This is a genomic window from Ensifer adhaerens, from assembly GCF_020035535.1.
Classification (GTDB): Bacteria; Pseudomonadota; Alphaproteobacteria; order Rhizobiales; family Rhizobiaceae; genus Ensifer.
In genome coordinates, this window is the sequence record NZ_CP083349.1 from 272,388 (window position 1) to 288,422 (window position 16,035).

At 61.2% G+C, this 16,035-nt stretch carries 18 protein-coding genes; 12 read left to right on the top strand and 6 right to left on the bottom strand.

Going from position 1 to position 16,035, the window contains the following annotated elements:
• The first annotated feature begins 57 nt into the window (after nucleotides 1–57).
• The 4 genes from cheT to visR all read left to right on the top strand — a co-directional run bounded on the left by cheT (nucleotide 58) and on the right by visR (nucleotide 4,802).
• Nucleotides 58–450: a chemotaxis protein CheT gene (cheT, locus tag LAC81_RS01260; protein ID WP_113536445.1), complete on the top strand. Its 393-nt coding sequence runs from the start codon at nucleotides 58–60 to the stop codon at nucleotides 448–450.
• A 359-nt stretch (nucleotides 451–809) separates the two neighbouring features.
• Complete coding sequence (gene fliF / locus LAC81_RS01265; RefSeq protein WP_223726408.1) at nucleotides 810–2,480, top strand: flagellar basal-body MS-ring/collar protein FliF; 1,671 nt, start codon at nucleotides 810–812, stop codon at nucleotides 2,478–2,480.
• Nucleotides 2,481–3,308: 828 nt separating this feature from the next.
• Nucleotides 3,309–4,049, top strand: coding sequence for a transcriptional regulator VisN (gene visN / locus LAC81_RS01270; RefSeq protein ID WP_223726409.1), 741 nt, complete (start codon nucleotides 3,309–3,311; stop codon nucleotides 4,047–4,049).
• 12 nt (nucleotides 4,050–4,061) lie between these two features.
• Entirely contained in the window at nucleotides 4,062–4,802 is a 741-nt protein-coding gene (gene visR, locus LAC81_RS01275) for a transcriptional regulator VisR (RefSeq protein ID WP_113536442.1), read from the top strand.
• A gap of 80 nt (nucleotides 4,803–4,882) precedes the next feature.
• Here visR and LAC81_RS01280 read toward each other — a convergent pair whose 3' ends face one another.
• From LAC81_RS01280 to motA, 6 genes are all read right to left on the bottom strand, one after another.
• Nucleotides 4,883–5,323: a hypothetical protein gene (locus LAC81_RS01280; RefSeq protein ID WP_065372397.1), complete on the bottom strand. Its 441-nt coding sequence runs from the start codon at nucleotides 5,321–5,323 to the stop codon at nucleotides 4,883–4,885.
• 5 nt (nucleotides 5,324–5,328) lie between these two features.
• On the bottom strand, nucleotides 5,329–6,405 hold the full coding sequence (gene flhB, locus LAC81_RS01285; protein WP_113536441.1) for a flagellar biosynthesis protein FlhB: 1,077 nt from the start codon (nucleotides 6,403–6,405) through the stop codon (nucleotides 5,329–5,331).
• Between the two features lie 272 nt (nucleotides 6,406–6,677).
• Nucleotides 6,678–7,709: a flagellar motor switch protein FliG gene (gene fliG / locus LAC81_RS01290; protein WP_223726410.1), complete on the bottom strand. Its 1,032-nt coding sequence runs from the start codon at nucleotides 7,707–7,709 to the stop codon at nucleotides 6,678–6,680.
• Between the two features lie 29 nt (nucleotides 7,710–7,738).
• A complete protein-coding gene (gene fliN / locus LAC81_RS01295; RefSeq protein ID WP_223726411.1) occupies nucleotides 7,739–8,398 on the bottom strand; it encodes a flagellar motor switch protein FliN in 660 nt (219 codons plus the stop codon).
• A 24-nt stretch (nucleotides 8,399–8,422) separates the two neighbouring features.
• Nucleotides 8,423–9,367, bottom strand: a complete 945-nt coding sequence (locus LAC81_RS01300) for a FliM/FliN family flagellar motor switch protein (RefSeq protein ID WP_223726412.1) — start codon at nucleotides 9,365–9,367, stop codon at nucleotides 8,423–8,425.
• A 4-nt stretch (nucleotides 9,368–9,371) separates the two neighbouring features.
• Nucleotides 9,372–10,250, bottom strand: coding sequence for a flagellar motor stator protein MotA (gene motA / locus LAC81_RS01305; RefSeq protein ID WP_113132131.1), 879 nt, complete (start codon nucleotides 10,248–10,250; stop codon nucleotides 9,372–9,374).
• Between the two features lie 183 nt (nucleotides 10,251–10,433).
• On the opposite strand from motA, the gene LAC81_RS01310 reads away from it, so the two are divergent.
• The 8 genes from LAC81_RS01310 (at nucleotide 10,434) to flgG (ending at nucleotide 16,030) form a co-directional block, all read left to right on the top strand.
• Nucleotides 10,434–11,213 (top strand): DUF1217 domain-containing protein, encoded by a 780-nt coding sequence (locus tag LAC81_RS01310; protein ID WP_223726413.1) that lies wholly within the window; start codon nucleotides 10,434–10,436, stop codon nucleotides 11,211–11,213.
• Between the two features lie 2 nt (nucleotides 11,214–11,215).
• Nucleotides 11,216–11,941, top strand: coding sequence for a flagellar basal-body rod protein FlgF (gene flgF / locus LAC81_RS01315; protein ID WP_223726414.1), 726 nt, complete (start codon nucleotides 11,216–11,218; stop codon nucleotides 11,939–11,941).
• Nucleotides 11,942–11,959: 18 nt separating this feature from the next.
• Nucleotides 11,960–13,351 carry a flagellar protein export ATPase FliI gene (gene fliI, locus LAC81_RS01320; protein ID WP_223726415.1) on the top strand — a complete coding sequence of 464 codons (1,392 nt, stop codon included), beginning with the start codon at nucleotides 11,960–11,962 and terminating at the stop codon, nucleotides 13,349–13,351.
• Nucleotides 13,351–13,908, top strand: coding sequence for a flagellar protein (locus tag LAC81_RS01325; RefSeq protein WP_223726416.1), 558 nt, complete (start codon nucleotides 13,351–13,353; stop codon nucleotides 13,906–13,908). The genes fliI and LAC81_RS01325 overlap by 1 nt, the downstream gene beginning before the upstream one ends.
• 175 nt (nucleotides 13,909–14,083) lie before the next feature.
• On the top strand, nucleotides 14,084–14,464 hold the full coding sequence (gene flgB, locus LAC81_RS01330; RefSeq protein WP_113536756.1) for a flagellar basal body rod protein FlgB: 381 nt from the start codon (nucleotides 14,084–14,086) through the stop codon (nucleotides 14,462–14,464).
• Between the two features lie 5 nt (nucleotides 14,465–14,469).
• Nucleotides 14,470–14,889 (top strand): flagellar basal body rod protein FlgC, encoded by a 420-nt coding sequence (flgC, locus tag LAC81_RS01335; protein ID WP_113536434.1) that lies wholly within the window; start codon nucleotides 14,470–14,472, stop codon nucleotides 14,887–14,889.
• Nucleotides 14,889–15,230, top strand: a complete 342-nt coding sequence (locus LAC81_RS01340) for a flagellar hook-basal body complex protein FliE (RefSeq protein WP_065372406.1) — start codon at nucleotides 14,889–14,891, stop codon at nucleotides 15,228–15,230. The genes flgC and LAC81_RS01340 overlap by 1 nt, the downstream gene beginning before the upstream one ends.
• Before the next feature lie 11 nt (nucleotides 15,231–15,241).
• Nucleotides 15,242–16,030 (top strand): flagellar basal-body rod protein FlgG, encoded by a 789-nt coding sequence (gene flgG / locus LAC81_RS01345; RefSeq protein ID WP_113536433.1) that lies wholly within the window; start codon nucleotides 15,242–15,244, stop codon nucleotides 16,028–16,030.
• Nucleotides 16,031–16,035: the final 5 nt, after the last annotated feature.

Genomic DNA, 16,035 nt, shown 5'->3' on the forward strand with positions numbered 1-16,035 from the left:
GGCGCCTCGCAGGCCGCAATACGACTACCGAAGCCCCGAGCCACGTGAGACATACCAATGCAGACCGACTACCAGGGCCACATGCCACACGTGGAAGAAGCACTGCCCGAAGTGCTGATGCGAATCGTCACCGAACTGCATGACGTCGCCTACCTGATCGAACGGATCGAACCGCAGCTCCTGGGCGACGACGGCGTCGATGCGCTCGACAATCCGGACAAGATGATGGTGCTGCAGGGCATCGACCTTGCCGTGCAGAAGACGCGCGGCCTCGCCGAGTTCATCGATACGATAACGTCGTCGATCCCCGATGACTGGCTGGTCGACGTGACCACCGCCGTCAGCCTCGTCAAGCTTGCCGATATGAAGAAGGCACTTGGCAACGGCATGTTGCGCCACGGCCACTCCCAGCCGCTGACCAAGGCAGCCGGCGATTTCGAGGCCTTCTAGCACGCGCCTGAGGTCTGCGCGACGTCCAGCACTGGCAATAGAGCCGTGAAATCAATAGTTTAAGGCGCCTGGGTCAGCGCGCCACGCATGCCGCGTGCCCCGGATATCCGTCTCTGCAGGCTCTTTTCAGTCGGTGGATAACCCCGCCGATATCGCCACTTGGTCTGCCGTCCGAGCCGATCAAGCCAATTTCGCGCAAGTTTCGTTTCCTACGGTCCCGACCGGGGCTGGTAGATTCGCGCGCATTGGAAGTCGATACGAAGCATGTCGATACCCAGCAAACCCGAATGTTGGAACTGCGCAGGGCGTTCGGCCGATGACCGGCTCGAAGACCTTGCGATACTGGGTGCGGAAACAGAATGAGTCTGTTGGATCAACTCTCGACGGTCACGAAGAACCTGAGCAATCTCGGGCAAGGCAAGCTGATCGCGCTCGCGGCAGCCGGCGTTGTCGCCGTCGGCCTGGTGCTCGGGGCAGGCATTTACGTCAACAGACCCTCGTTCGAGACGCTCTATGTCGGGCTCGAACGCAGCGATGTCACCCAGATCAGCATCGCGCTGGCTGAGGCAAATATCGACTTCAATGTCGGCGCCGATGGCGCAAGCCTTCAGGTCCCCGTCGGCATGACGAGCAAGGCCCGTCTGCTGCTTGCCGAGCGCGGCCTGCCGAGCAGCGCCAATGCCGGTTACGAGCTCTTCGACAATGTCGGTTCGCTCGGCCTCACCTCTTTCATGCAGGAAGTGACGCGCGTCCGTGCCCTGGAAGGCGAAATCGGTCGCACCATCCAGCAGATCTCGGGCATCGCCGCCGCCCGCGTCCACATCGTGATGCCGGAGCGCGGCAGCTTCCGCAAGGCGGACCAGAATCCCACTGCCTCGGTCATGATTCGTGCCAGCGCCACCGTTGGCCGCAGTGCCGCCGCTTCGATCCGTCATCTCGTCGCCTCTTCCGTACCGGGGCTCGATGTCGATGACGTAACCGTGCTCGATTCGACCGGGCAGCTGCTCGCCTCCGGCGACGACCCCGCCAACAGCGCGCTTAACCAATCGCTCGGCGTCGTCCAGAACGTTCAGTCCGAGCTTGAGAAGAAGATCGACAACGCGCTGGCGCCCTTCCTTGGAATGGACAATTTCCGCTCCAGCGTCACGGCCCGTCTGAACACCGACACGCAGCAGATCCAGGAAACGGTCTTCGATCCGGAATCGCGGGTCGAGCGCTCCACGCGCGTGACCAAGGAAGAACAGAAGTCCAGCCAACAGCAGCCGGACAATGCCGCGACGGTGCAGCAGAACATTCCTCAGGCCGCCCCGAAGGGCGGCGCCGGCCCGCAATCGAGCGATCAGGCCGAGAAGAAGGAAGAGCAGACCAACTACGAGATCAACAGCAAGACGATCGCCACCGTCAAGAACAGCTACACGGTCGAGCGCCTCTCTGTTGCGGTCGTGGTCAACCGTGGCCGTCTGGCCGCCATGGTTGGCGAACCTGCCGACCAGGCGAAGATCGACGCCTATCTCGCCGATATGCAGAAGATCGTCGCATCCGCCGCCGGTCTCGATACCGCCCGCGGCGACGTCGTGACCCTGACCGCCATGGACTTCGTCGAAACGCAATTGCTCGACCAGGCCGTCGCTGGCCCCGGCGTCATGGAAACGCTGACCCGCAATCTCGGCGGCATCATCAATGCCCTCGCCTTCATCGTGGTTGCCGCCCTCGTTGTCTGGGGCATGCGACCGCTGGCTCGCCAGCTCGGCTTCGGCAGCAATGCCGGCCAACTGGAAGGCGAGGCAGCCGGTCTCGAACTGCCCGACTTCTCTCCGGCGACCGCCGGTGCCGGTGGGGCGCTTATGGACGGCTTCGGGTCGGACTTCGGCTTCGACAGCACCGACGATCTGCTCAACATGGGCGAGGACGGTGGCTTCAATCGCCGCGTCAAGGAAGGGCCGGAGAGGCGCCTGGCCCGGATGGTCGAGATCAGCGAGGAACGCGCTGCGAAGATCCTGCGCAAATGGGCTCTCGACAAAGCCGCCTGATACCGCCGCACCCAGTGCCGCATGCAACAGATCCCGCCCCCGAGGCGGGATTTGTGTTTGTAGCGCGGCTGCTTTACGCGTCGCGCAGGCGTTCATGTTCGGCGCAAATATTATGAGAGTCCCACCGCGTCCGTCGCCCTCGCTGTCAATTTGCTTCAAGTTTCGAAGCGAGGTCGTCGAGTCCCGTCGTATGCCGAAGATGGTAATATTTTAACGTTATCTTAATTTATAGATTCAGCACGCGCGCATGGCGTGCATTGTGGGTGGGCGTCTACTATGCCGGCACTCGTCTATACATAGTCAAATGAAAATATAACTTTAAAATAATCATTAGTTATTCTGAAGAAATCACAATTTATATATCGGTAAAATGAGTAGGAACTGAAAACCTCCTGGTGCAATTCAGCAACAGCTGGCAAGGCAAAGTATAATTTCTTCAGGTTCTAATTTTCAAAGAGCGACAATAAACGCCCGTTTCATGGGCAAAATGTCGCCGATGGCGCTACCTCTGATCGCCAAACTGGCACGGAAACGTCGACCAACTTGGGAGAAAAATGTTTTCTGTCAATACGTTGCGCCTTCGTGTCGTCGATGAGCATCGCTGGGCCGAGCGTGAAAGGCTCGCTTGGATCGAATCGGCCCATGCACAGGATGGGAAGTAAATAGCCAGAACAGGGCGGTGGTATTTTTCTCGCAGCGATGTACATTTTTAACAGTTGATTCGCGTCCTGATCTGCGACTGGTGGTAATATTCGGCTTCGGCCGGCTGTTGGCGGCGACAGTGCAAGTGCAGTTCCGGGATGGGAATCCGGTACAGGGGCTGAACTCATGAACATTTCGCAAGCAGACATCGCTGTCTGGCCTTTGCCGACGGCGCCGACACGTGCACGCGGCGGCGGCTTCTCGCGCGAGCAGCTTTTGCGAAGGCTCGGGGATATTGCCGGGCGGGGCGCTCTGGGCAGCGGCCTGGCGGCATTGACCGAATATGTCGGCGCGGGCCACTATCTCCTGGCGCGTTACGACCTGTCGCAGGACAACGGGCTCGATTTCGTGGTCTGTTCCGATTGGCCCTTCGATGTCGTTCGACGTCTCTCCGGCGTCGTCACGTCGCTGCACGCCAAGACGACCGAACTGGAGAAGTGCCTGGCGGTATTGCAGCCCTGCTTCTACGCACTGCCCGATGATATCGACCTGCCGCGCGGCATGAGCCGCGAATATTGTGCGATCACCTTTAACGTCGGAAGCCTGCGCTTCTCGCTGATGCTGCTCGTCCCCGAAGACGTGATCCTGTCACAGGAGAGCCTGCGGGACGTCACGCTGCTTGCCGGTTATCTCGCGAGCTTCACCACGCGCGCAGAAGTCCGACATGACCGAGACTTCGAGCTGACGGAGCGCGAACTGGAATGCCTGTTCTGGATCGCCGAAGGCAAGACCAGCGAAGAGATCGCGGTGATCCTCGGAATCTCGCGCAACACCATCAACAACTACATCACCAGCGTCATGCGCAAGACTGCGACCAGGACGCGATCGGAAGCGATTGCTTACGCGGTGCGCAACAATCTTGTGTAAGGAACGGGCGCGATGACCCATTTTCTCGGTGGCGGGCGGATCGACGACGAACAAAAGCTCGCCAGACAGGGTAATCGCGCCGCGCGTGCCGCGACCTTGGTCACGCGCCTTCAAGCCATGCAGCGGCAGATCAATGCCAAGCACTTCGCCGTGCTGCGCCTCAACGGCAAGGGAACGGCGCGAAAGCTGACCTGCGTCCTAGACAACTGGGGTCTATCGGCCGAAGCGAATGCGCATGATCTCGTCAGCATCTACGGCGAGGAGCTGATTGCCCACCTCGATCAATCCCTGCTGCCTGTGCTTTGGAACGGGGCAGGGGAGCACCAGGCGGCCGAGGTCTTCGACCTTGCGCCTTTTGCACATCGGCTGAAGGCCCGAAATCTATCCTTTTCTGGTATCGCCTTTCCCGTCAGGCTTGGCGCCCAAGGCAACGGTTACGTGATCTTTGCCGGCAATTATGTCGATGCCTCGACGGAACAGGTGGTGGATCTGCATGGCCGCAGCTGCATGATCATGACTGACCTTTTGGCCGCCGACGAAAAGCGCATGGCGCCGGCCGAAACGCTCAGCGACCGCGAGATCGCCTGCTTGCAGATGGCAGGAGACGGCCATATCAGTGAAGAGATTGCCGAGCGCATGGGCCTCTCCGTCCATACGGTCAACGCCTATCTGGGGGCGGCGACGACCAAGCTCGATTCGGTCAACCGCATCCAGGCGATCGCCAAGGCGATCCGCCTTGGCTACATCAGCTAGAACCAGGCGCGGCTGCCCGCTCCGCAAGGATCTCGAGCACCGGCGCGTCGGCAAAATGCGGACGCGCTTAAGCGGCTCCCTCAACTGGCGAGTGGCAATTCATAGGACTTGATGAACTTTGCGTCCGCCAGGCTTCGTGCCAGGAAGGCCGTGTTCTCGTCCGGGTCGGCCGACGGGTTCTGGAAGCTGATATGGCTGATCTCTATGCCGGCCGTCTCGTTGCCGAGGGACAGGCGGACATAGATGGTGACGCCACGGGGCTTGAGCTCCAGGTCGAGGACGATTTCCGGCTCGCAATCCCAATCCAGATTGTAGTTGCCGCCGAGGCCGAAGTTGACCGTGCCTGGCAGAAAGTAGAGCTCTGCCGCCGACTCGACCAGATCAGCGAGGCTGGCATAGGACTCGAACCGCAAGAGTGCGATGAAATCAGCGGCGTCGATCAGACGCAGTTCGGTCGCCACGGGGCGAATTGCTTCAGCTACGATCTGTTCCCGCTTCTCGGAGAATTCGCACTTTTTCATCGGAGTTATGTCATCCGTTTTGGTTGCGATGCATGCACCCGGTGAATGAGTTCGGCCACAGCCTTGTAAAACACCGGTGGAATCACACTATCGACCGAGACTTGTGCAAACATGGAGCGCGCAAGCGGCGGGTCCTCGAACACCGGCACGCCGTTTTTCTCTGCGATTTCACGGATTTTCAGGGCAACCAGATCCTGGCCCATCGCCACGACGATCGGCGCGTCGCTTTCCTCGCGCACATAGCGCAAGGCGACGGCGTAGTGGGTCGGGTTGGCGATCACCAGCGTGGCACGCGGAACGGACGAGATCATCCGCTTGCGTGCGCGATCACGCTGCATCGAGCGCAGGCGCGACTTGACGATCGGATCGCCTTGGGCCTGCTTCATTTCCTCCTTCACCTCCTGCTTGGTCATCATCAGTTCGGTGTACCAATGGTGCCGTGACCAGAAGAGGTCGGCGATCGCCAGCACTGCGGTCGCAAACAGGATGACGATCATGATCTCGTTGAGATCGCTCGCCATCGTCGAAAACATGGTGACCGGATCGGAGAACATCAGGTCGAGCGTCGCGAAGTAATCGTCCCACAGCACCAGGACGACGACGATCGAGACGATGATGATCTTGAACAGCGATTTGCCGAACTCGACCAGTCCCTGGACACCGAAGATGCGCTTGAAACCGCCCATCGGCGAAATACGGTTCAGTTTCGGCTGGATACGGTCCAGTACCGGGCGCGGCAGGTTCTGGAAGATCGAGGAGCCGACGCCGAAAAGGATGAGCAGCACGAAGGCCGGCACGAGCAGCGCGGTCGATTTCCACGCAAGATGGGTGATGAGCGCCACCACGTCCGTCGCGTTTTCCAGCCGCCACGCTTCGGGTTGCTCGAAGATGTCCTTCAAGGCCTCCGCCATGGTGCTGACGCCGTCGGCAAGAAAGAAGACGAAGAAGATGTAGATCGCGAGCGTCGAGGCGAACATTGTCGCCTCGCGGGAGAAGGGCACATTACCCTTCTCGGCGGCGTCGGAGATCTTCTTCTCGGACGGGGCCTCTGTTTTGCTGTCTTTATCCTGATCATCAGACATGAAGCAGGAAGGCTCCGGTTACATCCAGGCAGCGTTGATCGCGATTCCTTCAACGCCTCGCGTCTCTTCAGACGTGCAAAGGTCGCTGCAAGACGTCGGGCTGCCGCATATTCTTCAAGATCGATGTCGATCCAGGGAATGCAGTAGTGAACCGGGAAGGCAAGGCAGGCAAGCGTTGAGCCCCGGCATTCGCCAGGGCTCAACAGGAAATACGGTGAGGATGGCGCGCGCCGTCTGTCCGTGCGATGGGCTGTCCGCAAGCGGCCGTCGGATCAGGCCGCTTGCGCGTCCTTTTCCTTGAGTTCGAGCTGGCCGCTGGCGGCCAGTCGAATGGCTTCCTGGGTGATCGAACGCCGTGCGATCGCGATGTCGCGCGGGTTGATGCCGGCATCGCCCATGGCGAGGTCGGATTCGATCATGCGGCGTTGTCGTGCGCCGATCGAGGCGAGCACCGATTCGCGCAGTTCTCCCGTCGATCCGCGCAGCGCCATCGTGATGATGTCCGTCGACACGTCGTTGAAGAGCTGAACGCGGCTGCGTTGCGGCATGTAGAGCACGTCGTCGAAGAGGAAGATCTTCGGGCGCACCTTGTTGGCGGACGCGGTGCTGAGCGATTCGAGCGACGCGAGCAGGGTATCCACTTGCGGCTTGTCGAGTTCGTTCATCACTTCGGCGATCTTGGCCGGGCCGGCGGAATTGCGTTCCGCTTCCATCTCGCCGATCATTTCCAGGACGCGCCTCTCGATGATCGCAGCCGCCTTGGAGTTGACGTCCTTCATGTTGACCGCACGCTTCAGGATGTCCGGCCGCTGCTCTTCGGAAAGCTGCAGCAGGACCTTGGCGCCGAAGCCCGAAGGCATCATCGACAGCACGTAGGCGATCGTCTGCGGGTGTTCCTTGGCAAGCTGCATCGATACGGCCACCGGATCGCATTCCTGCAGGCGGTCCCAGATGCTGGCTTCGTAGGATTGGAAGGTGGCGCGGCGCCCGAGCAGGCCGTCGACCTCGTCGGGGGTCAGGCCTTCTTCGAGGATGCTTTCGATCGCCTTGGCATTGTCCATCAGTCCGGCGCCCTCTGTGAAGAGGTCTTCGAACTCGTTGACGAGAGCTTCCAGCTCATGCGGCGGGATGGCGCGCAGCGATTGAGCCGCAGCGATGATCGACTGCAGCTCGCTCTGGGTGAAGAACTTCAAGAGCTTGCTTGCTACGCCCTTGCCCATGGCAAGCAGAACGGCCGCCGCCTTGTCCGTCTGGCTCAGCGGCCTTGATAGCGCCTGAGCCTCGAAACTTTCGAAATCCATCATGGATTTATCCTTCGCCCGATCATCGGGCTTTATGACTTCTTGCTGCCCTTGATCTCGATGAGTTTGACGCCGAATCGGGTGTCGTCGCCTTCGAGAACGGTAATTTCGCCGCGGCCGATCACCCGGCCGTTGACCATGATCTCGACCGGCTCGCCGATCCGGCGATCGAGCGCAATCGTTGCACCTTCGCTCAGGTTCATGAGACCGGAAACCTGCATGCGGCTGGTGCCGAGCACGATCTGGACGTCGATCGGGATATCCATGATCAGGTCGATATTGGCCGTCATGCCGCTGCCTGGCGGCGCGTAGATCGCAGCTTCAGCGCTGTCGAAGGACGTCGCGCCGAAATCCGTGCCGCCGAAATTGCTCGAAGCGGAGCCGCCGCCGAGATCGGCGCCGAAGTCATTGGAGCCAAAGTCGGTGGAGCCGAAATCGCCGCCGAACGCGTCGAGGCCGCCGGCCGGTGCGCCGAACTCGCTACCGAAATCTGTTGCCGCGCCAGCGGGCTCGCTGCCGAAATCCGAGCCGAAGGCCGCCGGCGCATCCGAATCCTGCTTGAGGACACCGCGCAGGTCATTGATCGCCTGGTCGAGTTCCATGTCTCCGACAGCGGCTTCTGCCTGTTCGTTGATGGGTGCTTTCTTGGGTGCCATGTGAGAACTATTCCAGTTGAAGCTTGCCTCAGGCATGCTGCGAGGGCGCGGCAGGCCGATTTAACTCATGATGTGGCGAAGGATGTCCTGCTCGGAGCCATGAGTATCCTTGACCCGAACGGTGTATTTCGATCCCGATCGTCCAAATTCGCAGACATAAAGGTCGCGACCGTTGGCGTTGACGTCGACGCGAACGTCCTGGGCGTCATGGAAGGGAATGACGTCGCCTGCCTGCAGCCGGCTGATCGTTTCGAGCGTCAGGCTTTCGAGCCGGATGCGCGCCTCGATCGTGACGGCGGAACGGCGGACCTGTTCCTCGAGCTGCTCGGTCCATTCGGCCTTCGCCTTGCGCTGCTGGCCGCTGCCCTTCGGGAAGACGATCGTGGTCTTCAAGAGGACGCTTTGCGGGACGATGACGGAGAAGGTGGACAGGACAGGGCCGAAGCCGATCGTCATGTCGATGGCGCCCGCATGGATGTCCTCGATCATCGGATCGACCTTGGGACGCGACACGCTGTTGAGCGGACGTTCGACGATCGGTTCGAAACCGCCAGGCGCGTTGACGGCGGTGCGCAACACGTCGGCGATCTTTTCGAAAAGCGGTACGGCGACGTCGATCTCGATCTGGGAAAGTGCGCGCGGCTGCGGCTCCTCGATGCCTTCAGGCTCGGCGCCGAGCAACGCCTCGACGATAGTGATGATGATCGGGCTGTCGCAGGCGACCTGGAAATCCGCGCACCAGTTGCGCAACGACACGTCGCTGATCACCACGCCGGTACCAAGGCCGGCGATCAGCTGCTGGCGGAGCCCCGTTCGGAAACCGGCATAGCCGATCGTGACGTCGAGGCCCGTCTCCGCCCGGCAGATGTCGGGCAGGAATTCGCCGAAGACCTGACCGAGCTCAAGAGCCAGCCGGCCGATCACCTTGTCGTCGCCAAGCGCGCCGGTCATGCGCGCCAGGAGTTTCCGGTCGAATGCGTGAACGTTGGATGTTGCGGAATTCATGGGATCAAGCCGCCTTGCTTTCGCCGCCGCCGCCGGGGTTCATCATTTCCTGCTCGACCGCATCGATCGACGGACGCTCGTAGGCCGAGATGGTCTTGCGGCCGTATTCGAGCGCAACCTGCGGTACCGAACCGTTCATGTAGGCAAGCAGCGTCTGCTTGACGATGATGTAGAGGCGGTTCTGCTTCTCGCGGACGGACTTGATGTTGGCGACCAGCGGCGCGACGATCGAATAGGACAGGAACACGCCAAGCAGCGTGCCGACGAGTGCGGCTGCGATCTTGGCGCCGAGAACTTCCGGCGCCTCGCTGATCGCGCCCATCGCCTTGATGACGCCGAGAACGGCCGCGACGATACCGATGGCCGGAAAGGCGTCGCCCATCGTGTTCAGCGCGTGATAGCACTTCATCTTGTCGTGGGTGATGGTCTGGATCTCTTCGTCCATCAGCGCTTCGATCTCGTGCGAACGGGCGTTGCCGATGATGATCAGGCGCACGTAGTCGCAGATGAAGGCGGTCAGTTCCTTGTTCTTCAGAACCGTCGGCGCCGCCTGGAAGATCGAGGATTCTTCCGGGTTGTCGATGTGGCTTTCGATCTCGTTGCGCGACTTGGTGCGCAGATCCCGCATCAGCGAATAGAGAACGCCGAGCGTGTCGAGATATTCGCGCTCCTTCGGCACCCGGTGGCGAAAGGCCTCACCGAGCGCCTTGCCGGTGTCCTTCACCACCTTCATCGAGTTGGCCATGATAAAGCCGCCGATGCCGGCACCGCCGATGATCAGCAGTTCGAAGGGCTGGTTGAGGACCTCCATGTGGCCGCCCATGGCCAGATAGCCGCCGAGAATACAGCCGAACGTCACAAGAAGCCCGATGATGATGTTCATTTTCGATACCTGTCGCGATCTTATTTTCCGCTAACGGGATACGGTTTCATCCTTGCGTGAGGCTGGCCGGTAAGGGTGATGGGAGCATTCATCGGAACAGGTTCGCGCAAGGCTATCCGGTCAGGATTTGGCAAGGCAGGGCGCATGCTCTGTCTGTGTCATTCCGGCAGGGGCAAACCGATCGTGACCACGACCTATACGAGCTACAAGCTGATAACGGCCGACTTGACCAGGTCGTTGGCCCGTGTTGCCGAGCAGCCGGATGTGGCCCGCGAGACGGAGTACTACCTGTCGAAAATCGGCGACGTCAAAACGATCGACGATTTCTTTGCCGATACCAGGCTCTACAACTACGCCATGAAGGCTCACGGTCTCGAAGACATGGGCTATGCCAAGGCTTTCATGCGCAAGGTGCTGACCGAAGGCATCGACAAGGATGATGCCTTCGCCAACAAGCTGACCGACAACCGCTACAAGCAGCTCGTCGAATCGCTGAATTTCGCCGCCCACGGCGCAGCCGCCACATCCTTCGACCGCGCGCAGAAGGGCGTCGCCGACAAATACGCCCGCCAGACGCTGGAGCAGAATGCCGGCGAAGAGAATGCCGGCGTGCGGCTTGCCCTCTATTTCTCGCGCATGGCGCCGACGATCGGCAGTGGTTATGAGATCATCGCCGACGAGGCGCTGGCCCAGGTGGTGCGCACGGCGCTGCAACTGCCCGACGAATTCGCCGCGACCGATGTCGATCGTCAGGCCGAGGCCTATGAAGAGGCGATCGATTTCAAGGACTTCCAGAGCCCGAGCAAACTGACCGAGTTTCTCGACCGGTTCACGGCGCTCTGGGAAATCAAAAATTCAACGGACGGTTATGATCCGCTCGCAGTCTTCGGTTCTTCGAGCGGCTACGGCATCTCTTCCGATCTTCTCCTGTCCATCAATAGCCTGAAACTCGGGGGACGCTGAACGTGCAGACCGGTCTTTACGTCGCGATTTCGTCGCAGATGGCGCTCGAAAAGCGCCTCAACACACTTGCAGACAACATCGCGAATGCCAACACCGTCGGCTTCCGTGGCACTGAAGTGAAGTTCAACCAGATGCTCGGCGATACGAAGCCGACAAAGGTTGCCTATGTCAGCAAGGGCGAGGAATTCCTGAACACCAACAACGGCTCGCTGACGCGCACCGGCGCGGCGCTCGACTTCGCCGTCAAGGGCGACGCCTGGTTTCAGATCGAGACGCCGGCTGGCCCGGCCCTGACGCGGGACGGGCGCTTCACCCTGACGGATGCCGGCGAACTCGTCACGATCCGCGGCTATCCGGTGCTCGATGCCGGGGGTGCGCCGATCCAGCTCAACGGCAATGGCGGTGAAATCACCGTCGGGGCCGATGGCGCGCTCCACCAGAACGGTGTCGCTGTCGCCTCGCTCGGCCTCTATCAGGCCGATTTCAGCAACGGCTTCGTGCGCCTCGACAACAGCGCCGTGCAGCCTGCGATGCAGCCGGAGGCAGTGGTCGACCGTTTCGACGTCGGCGTGATGCAGGGCTTCCTCGAGGAGTCGAACGTCAATGCCATCCAGGAAATGTCGCAGCTGATCATGGTCACGCGCGCCTTCGACAACATCACGTCCCTGTTGCGTGACAGCGAAGGATCGCTCGAGGAAGCGGTCAAGACGCTCGGCGGCAGTCGCTAATTTCTGACGGGTACCGGCATGCAACGCGAAAGCCTGAAGACAAGCACGGGATCGACCTCTCTGGCAGCACTTGCCGGCCTCGTCGAGCGCTATGCAAAGCCCGAATTCTCGATCGCCCCCGGCGGTCATGTGCAGACGATTTCGCCCGGTCACTATACGGTGACCGGCCTGTCGCGGCATGTGCGGCTCGGTGATTTCGTCGCCCACAAGAGCGTCACCGGAACGCATCTCGGCGAGGTGGTGCGGGTTGAGCCGGAGCGGGTGGTCGTCTGCCCGATCGAACCGGGCGATCCGATCGGCATCCATGATACGGTCATCCGCAAGGGAGCCTTCCGCGTCGCGCCGACCGATCAATGGTGCGGCCGTGCCATCAATGCACTCGGCGAGCCGATCGATGGTCTCGGACCGCTGCTGCAGGGCGATGTGCGCCGTTCGATTTCCAACACTGCACCGCCATCGATGAGCCGCAAGCGGGTCGAGAAGGGCTTTCTTACCGGCGTAAGGGCGATCGACATCTTTTCGCCTCTCTGCCTTGGCCAGCGCCTTGGCATTTTCGCCGGCTCCGGTGTCGGCAAGTCGACGCTTCTTTCGATGCTGGCGCGCGCCGACGCTTTCGACAAGGTGGTGATCGCGCTCGTCGGCGAGCGCGGCCGCGAAGTGCGCGAGTTCATCGAGGATACGCTCGGCGACAATCTCGCAAAGTCCGTCGCAGTGGTGGCAACCAGCGACGAAAGCCCGATGCTGCGCAAGATGGCGCCGCTGACGGCTGTCACCATCGCCGAGCACTATCGTGACAATGGCGACAACGTGCTCTTGATCGTCGACAGCGTCACCCGTTTCGCGCATGCGATCCGCGAAGTAGCGACCGCTTCCGGGGAACCACCGATCGCCCGCGGTTACCCGGCCTCGGTCTTCACCGAGTTGCCCCGCCTGCTGGAGCGCGCCGGTCCCGGCACCGAAGGCTCGGGCACGATTACCGCGATCATCTCCATCCTCGTTGACGGCGACAACCACAACGATCCGGTCGCCGACTCGACCCGTGGCATTCTCGATGGCCACATCGTACTCGAGCGCAGTCTTGCGGAAGAGGGGCGTTACCCGCCGATCAACCCGCTCGCCTCGATCTCGCGTCTGGCGCGCAAGGCCTGGACACCGGATCAGGAAAAGCTGGTGGCGCGCCTGAAGGCGCTGATCCACCGCTTCGAAGAAACCCGTGACCTTCGCCTCATCGGCGGTTACCGCCCCGGCGGCGATCCCGACCTTGATATGGCGATCAAGCAGGTGCCGGTCATCTATGACGTGCTGACACAGACCGCCGGCGAGCGCCCGGCACAGGACGCATTTGCCGATCTCGCCAATGCCTTGAAGGCGGCAGCGATGGGCAATCAACCGGGCGCGAGAGCGAGGTGATGGCGGTGACCGATTACGAAGCGGACGAAATGGTTCATCAGCGCAAGCGCACCAGCCGCATGCCGATGACCGACAAGTTCCTGGCCGCAACCGGTGTCGCGCTGGCCGCCTTTGCGACGTTCTTTCCCTGGTACGCCTTTTTCCATCAGGACAAGTTCACAATGCCGCCGCTCTGGCAGGGATCGACCCGCGATCTGCCGGAGCGCGCCGCCCGCAACGTCGTTTCGGTCTCGCCATTGGCGATGCCCGACGGAGACGGCGAGACGCTTGCCGCGATCGACCAGTTGACGACGGCGACCGTACCCGGCATCGGCGATGGCCCGGGCCCCGAAGGGACTGCAGCGGAAGAGGGACTTTCGCAGCCCTTCCCCGGCAAGTCGGGCTTCAAGCTGATGCATGTGGCCAACGGCCGGGCGCTGATCGAGGACGCGAGCGGCATGTACATCGTGCGCATCGGTTCCGTCCTGCCCGACAACACCCGCCTTGCCACGCTCGAGCAGCGCGATGGCCAGTGGGTGATGATCACGTCGTCCGGCGAAGTCTACCAGGCCAACTGAGCAAGCCTCACATCGTCGGCGTTGACGGCCGCGTATCTCTTGAGATGCGCGGCGCGCTGCTCTTTGCCCCGCCGACCGGCAGCGGGACGCAAACGTTCCTGTCGCATCTGCGTCCGACGAAAGTCCCACGCAAGATTACCGGCCTAGGTTCGCATCACCAAGCATGGAGCTTTTGATGCAACCGATTCAGCTTTTCGAACTCGCGTCCCGGCAGGCCCAGTGGCTGACCGTTCGCCAGAACGTGGTGGCCGGCAACATCGCCAATGCGAACACACCGCACTACAAGGCGAAGGACGTCAAACCGTTCGAAAGCGTGCTGCAGGACACCGGCATGCAGATGGCTGCGACGAACAAGGCGCACTTCACCGACGGCCTCCAAGCCTCGCAGGTCGCCGAAGTCGGCATGGTCGACGGCGTACAGATCCAGCAATCCGGCAACAGCGTCGCAATCGAGCAGGAAATGATGAAGACCGGCGAAATCAAGCGCGACTACGAGCTTAGCGCCGGGCTTGTGAAGGCGTTTCATCGCATGATGCTGATGACGGTACGGAAGTAAGAACCATGGATCCATTGACCTCAGCCCTCAAGGTATCGGCCTCGGGCCTCCAGGCGGAATCGACCCGCCTGCGTATCGTCTCGGAAAACATCGCCAATGCCCGCTCGACCGGCGACACGCCGGGCGCCGACCCCTACCGCCGCAAGACCGTCAGCTTCGCCGCCGAAGTCGACCGGGCAAGCGGCGCTTCGCTGGTCGAGATCGAACGGCAGGGCACGGATGATTCGGATTTCAACATCGAGTTCGATCCGGGCAATCCGGCCGCCGACGAAAAGGGCATGGTCAAGTTGCCGAACGTGAACATCCTGGTCGAGATGGCCGATATGCGCGAAGCCAACCGCGCCTACGAGGCCAACCTTCAGACCATCAAGCAGTCCCGCGATCTGATTTCCCAGACAATCGACCTGTTGAGAGCCTCGCAATAATGATCGATGCAGTCAAATCCCTCGGCGCGTTCTCGGTCACCAAAGAGACCGACGGCACCCGTTCCACATCTTCCTCTTCGTCGATCTTCGGCATGCCGGCCGCCACGCCAGGCGTACCGCAGGGGCAGAGCTTCGCCTCGGTCCTCGGGGATATGGCGACCGATACCATCAACGCGATGAAAAAGGCCGAGGGCGCATCGCTCGACGGCATTCGCGGCCAGGCAAACACCCGTGAAGTTGTCGATGCTGTCATGAATGCGGAGCAGTCGCTCCAGACAGCAATCGCCATCCGCGACAAGGTGGTCACCGCCTACCTCGAAATCGCGCGCATGCAGATCTGAAGGAACGAGACATGAAGGCCCTTTCCATTGCCGCAACCGGCATGAACGCCCAGCAGCTGAACCTCGAAGTGATCGCGAACAACATCGCGAACATCAACACGACCGGTTACAAGCGCGCGCGCGCCGAATTCTCCGATCTGCTTTATCAGACCGAGCGCGCCCAGGGCGTGCCGAACCGTTCGAACCAGGCAATCGTTCCGGAAGGCGCGATCATCGGTCTCGGCGTTCAGACGGCTGCCGTGCGTAACCTGCATATCCAGGGAAGCATGGTCAACACCGGCAACGACTATGACCTGGCCCTGATGGGTCGCGGCTGGTTCCAGGTCGAGACGCCGGACGGCGAGACGGTCTACACGCGTTCGGGCGCCTTCAACAAGAATGCGCAGGGCCAGCTCGTGACCATCGACGGTTACACGGTCGTCCCCGGCATCACGGTTCCGCAGGATGCGACGGAAATCGCCTTCACCAGTTCCGGTCAGGTGATGGTGCGCATCGGCAACGATCCCGCGATGCAGGAAATCGGTCAGCTGACGATCGCCAACTTCGTCAACGAAGCTGGTCTGGAGCCGCAGGGCGACAACCTCTTCAAGGAAACCCCGGCTTCCGGCGACGCCATCGTCGGTACGCCTGCGGACCCGGGCTTCGCCCAAATCAAGCAGAAGTACCTCGAGGCGTCCAACGTCGATCCGGTCAAGGAAATCACCGACCTGATCTCGGCGCAGCGCGCTTACGAGATGAATTCCAAGATCATTCAGGCGGCCGATGAAATGGCGGCCACGGTGAGCAAGAACCTCAGGTAACGAAA

Excerpts from the sequence above, each read along its gene's own strand:
- visR (WP_113536442.1), top strand. The coding sequence starts at position 4,062 with ATGACCCATTTTCTCGGTGGCGGGCGGATCGACGACGAACAAAAGCTC.
- cheT (WP_113536445.1), top strand. The coding sequence starts at position 58 with ATGCAGACCGACTACCAGGGCCACATGCCACACGTGGAAGAAGCACTG.
- LAC81_RS01300 (WP_223726412.1), bottom strand. The coding sequence starts at position 9,367 with ATGAATTCCGCAACATCCAACGTTCACGCATTCGACCGGAAACTCCTG.
- fliG (WP_223726410.1), bottom strand. The coding sequence starts at position 7,709 with ATGATGGATTTCGAAAGTTTCGAGGCTCAGGCGCTATCAAGGCCGCTG.
- motA (WP_113132131.1), bottom strand. The coding sequence starts at position 10,250 with ATGAACATCATCATCGGGCTTCTTGTGACGTTCGGCTGTATTCTCGGC.
- flgC (WP_113536434.1), top strand. The coding sequence starts at position 14,470 with ATGGATCCATTGACCTCAGCCCTCAAGGTATCGGCCTCGGGCCTCCAG.
- flgB (WP_113536756.1), top strand. The coding sequence starts at position 14,084 with ATGCAACCGATTCAGCTTTTCGAACTCGCGTCCCGGCAGGCCCAGTGG.
- fliN (WP_223726411.1), bottom strand. The coding sequence starts at position 8,398 with ATGCCTGAGGCAAGCTTCAACTGGAATAGTTCTCACATGGCACCCAAG.
- fliI (WP_223726415.1), top strand. The coding sequence starts at position 11,960 with ATGCAACGCGAAAGCCTGAAGACAAGCACGGGATCGACCTCTCTGGCA.
- fliF (WP_223726408.1), top strand. The coding sequence starts at position 810 with ATGAGTCTGTTGGATCAACTCTCGACGGTCACGAAGAACCTGAGCAAT.
- LAC81_RS01325 (WP_223726416.1), top strand. The coding sequence starts at position 13,351 with ATGGCGGTGACCGATTACGAAGCGGACGAAATGGTTCATCAGCGCAAG.
- visN (WP_223726409.1), top strand. The coding sequence starts at position 3,309 with ATGAACATTTCGCAAGCAGACATCGCTGTCTGGCCTTTGCCGACGGCG.
- flgG (WP_113536433.1), top strand. The coding sequence starts at position 15,242 with ATGAAGGCCCTTTCCATTGCCGCAACCGGCATGAACGCCCAGCAGCTG.
- LAC81_RS01280 (WP_065372397.1), bottom strand. The coding sequence starts at position 5,323 with ATGAAAAAGTGCGAATTCTCCGAGAAGCGGGAACAGATCGTAGCTGAA.
- flhB (WP_113536441.1), bottom strand. The coding sequence starts at position 6,405 with ATGTCTGATGATCAGGATAAAGACAGCAAAACAGAGGCCCCGTCCGAG.
- LAC81_RS01340 (WP_065372406.1), top strand. The coding sequence starts at position 14,889 with ATGATCGATGCAGTCAAATCCCTCGGCGCGTTCTCGGTCACCAAAGAG.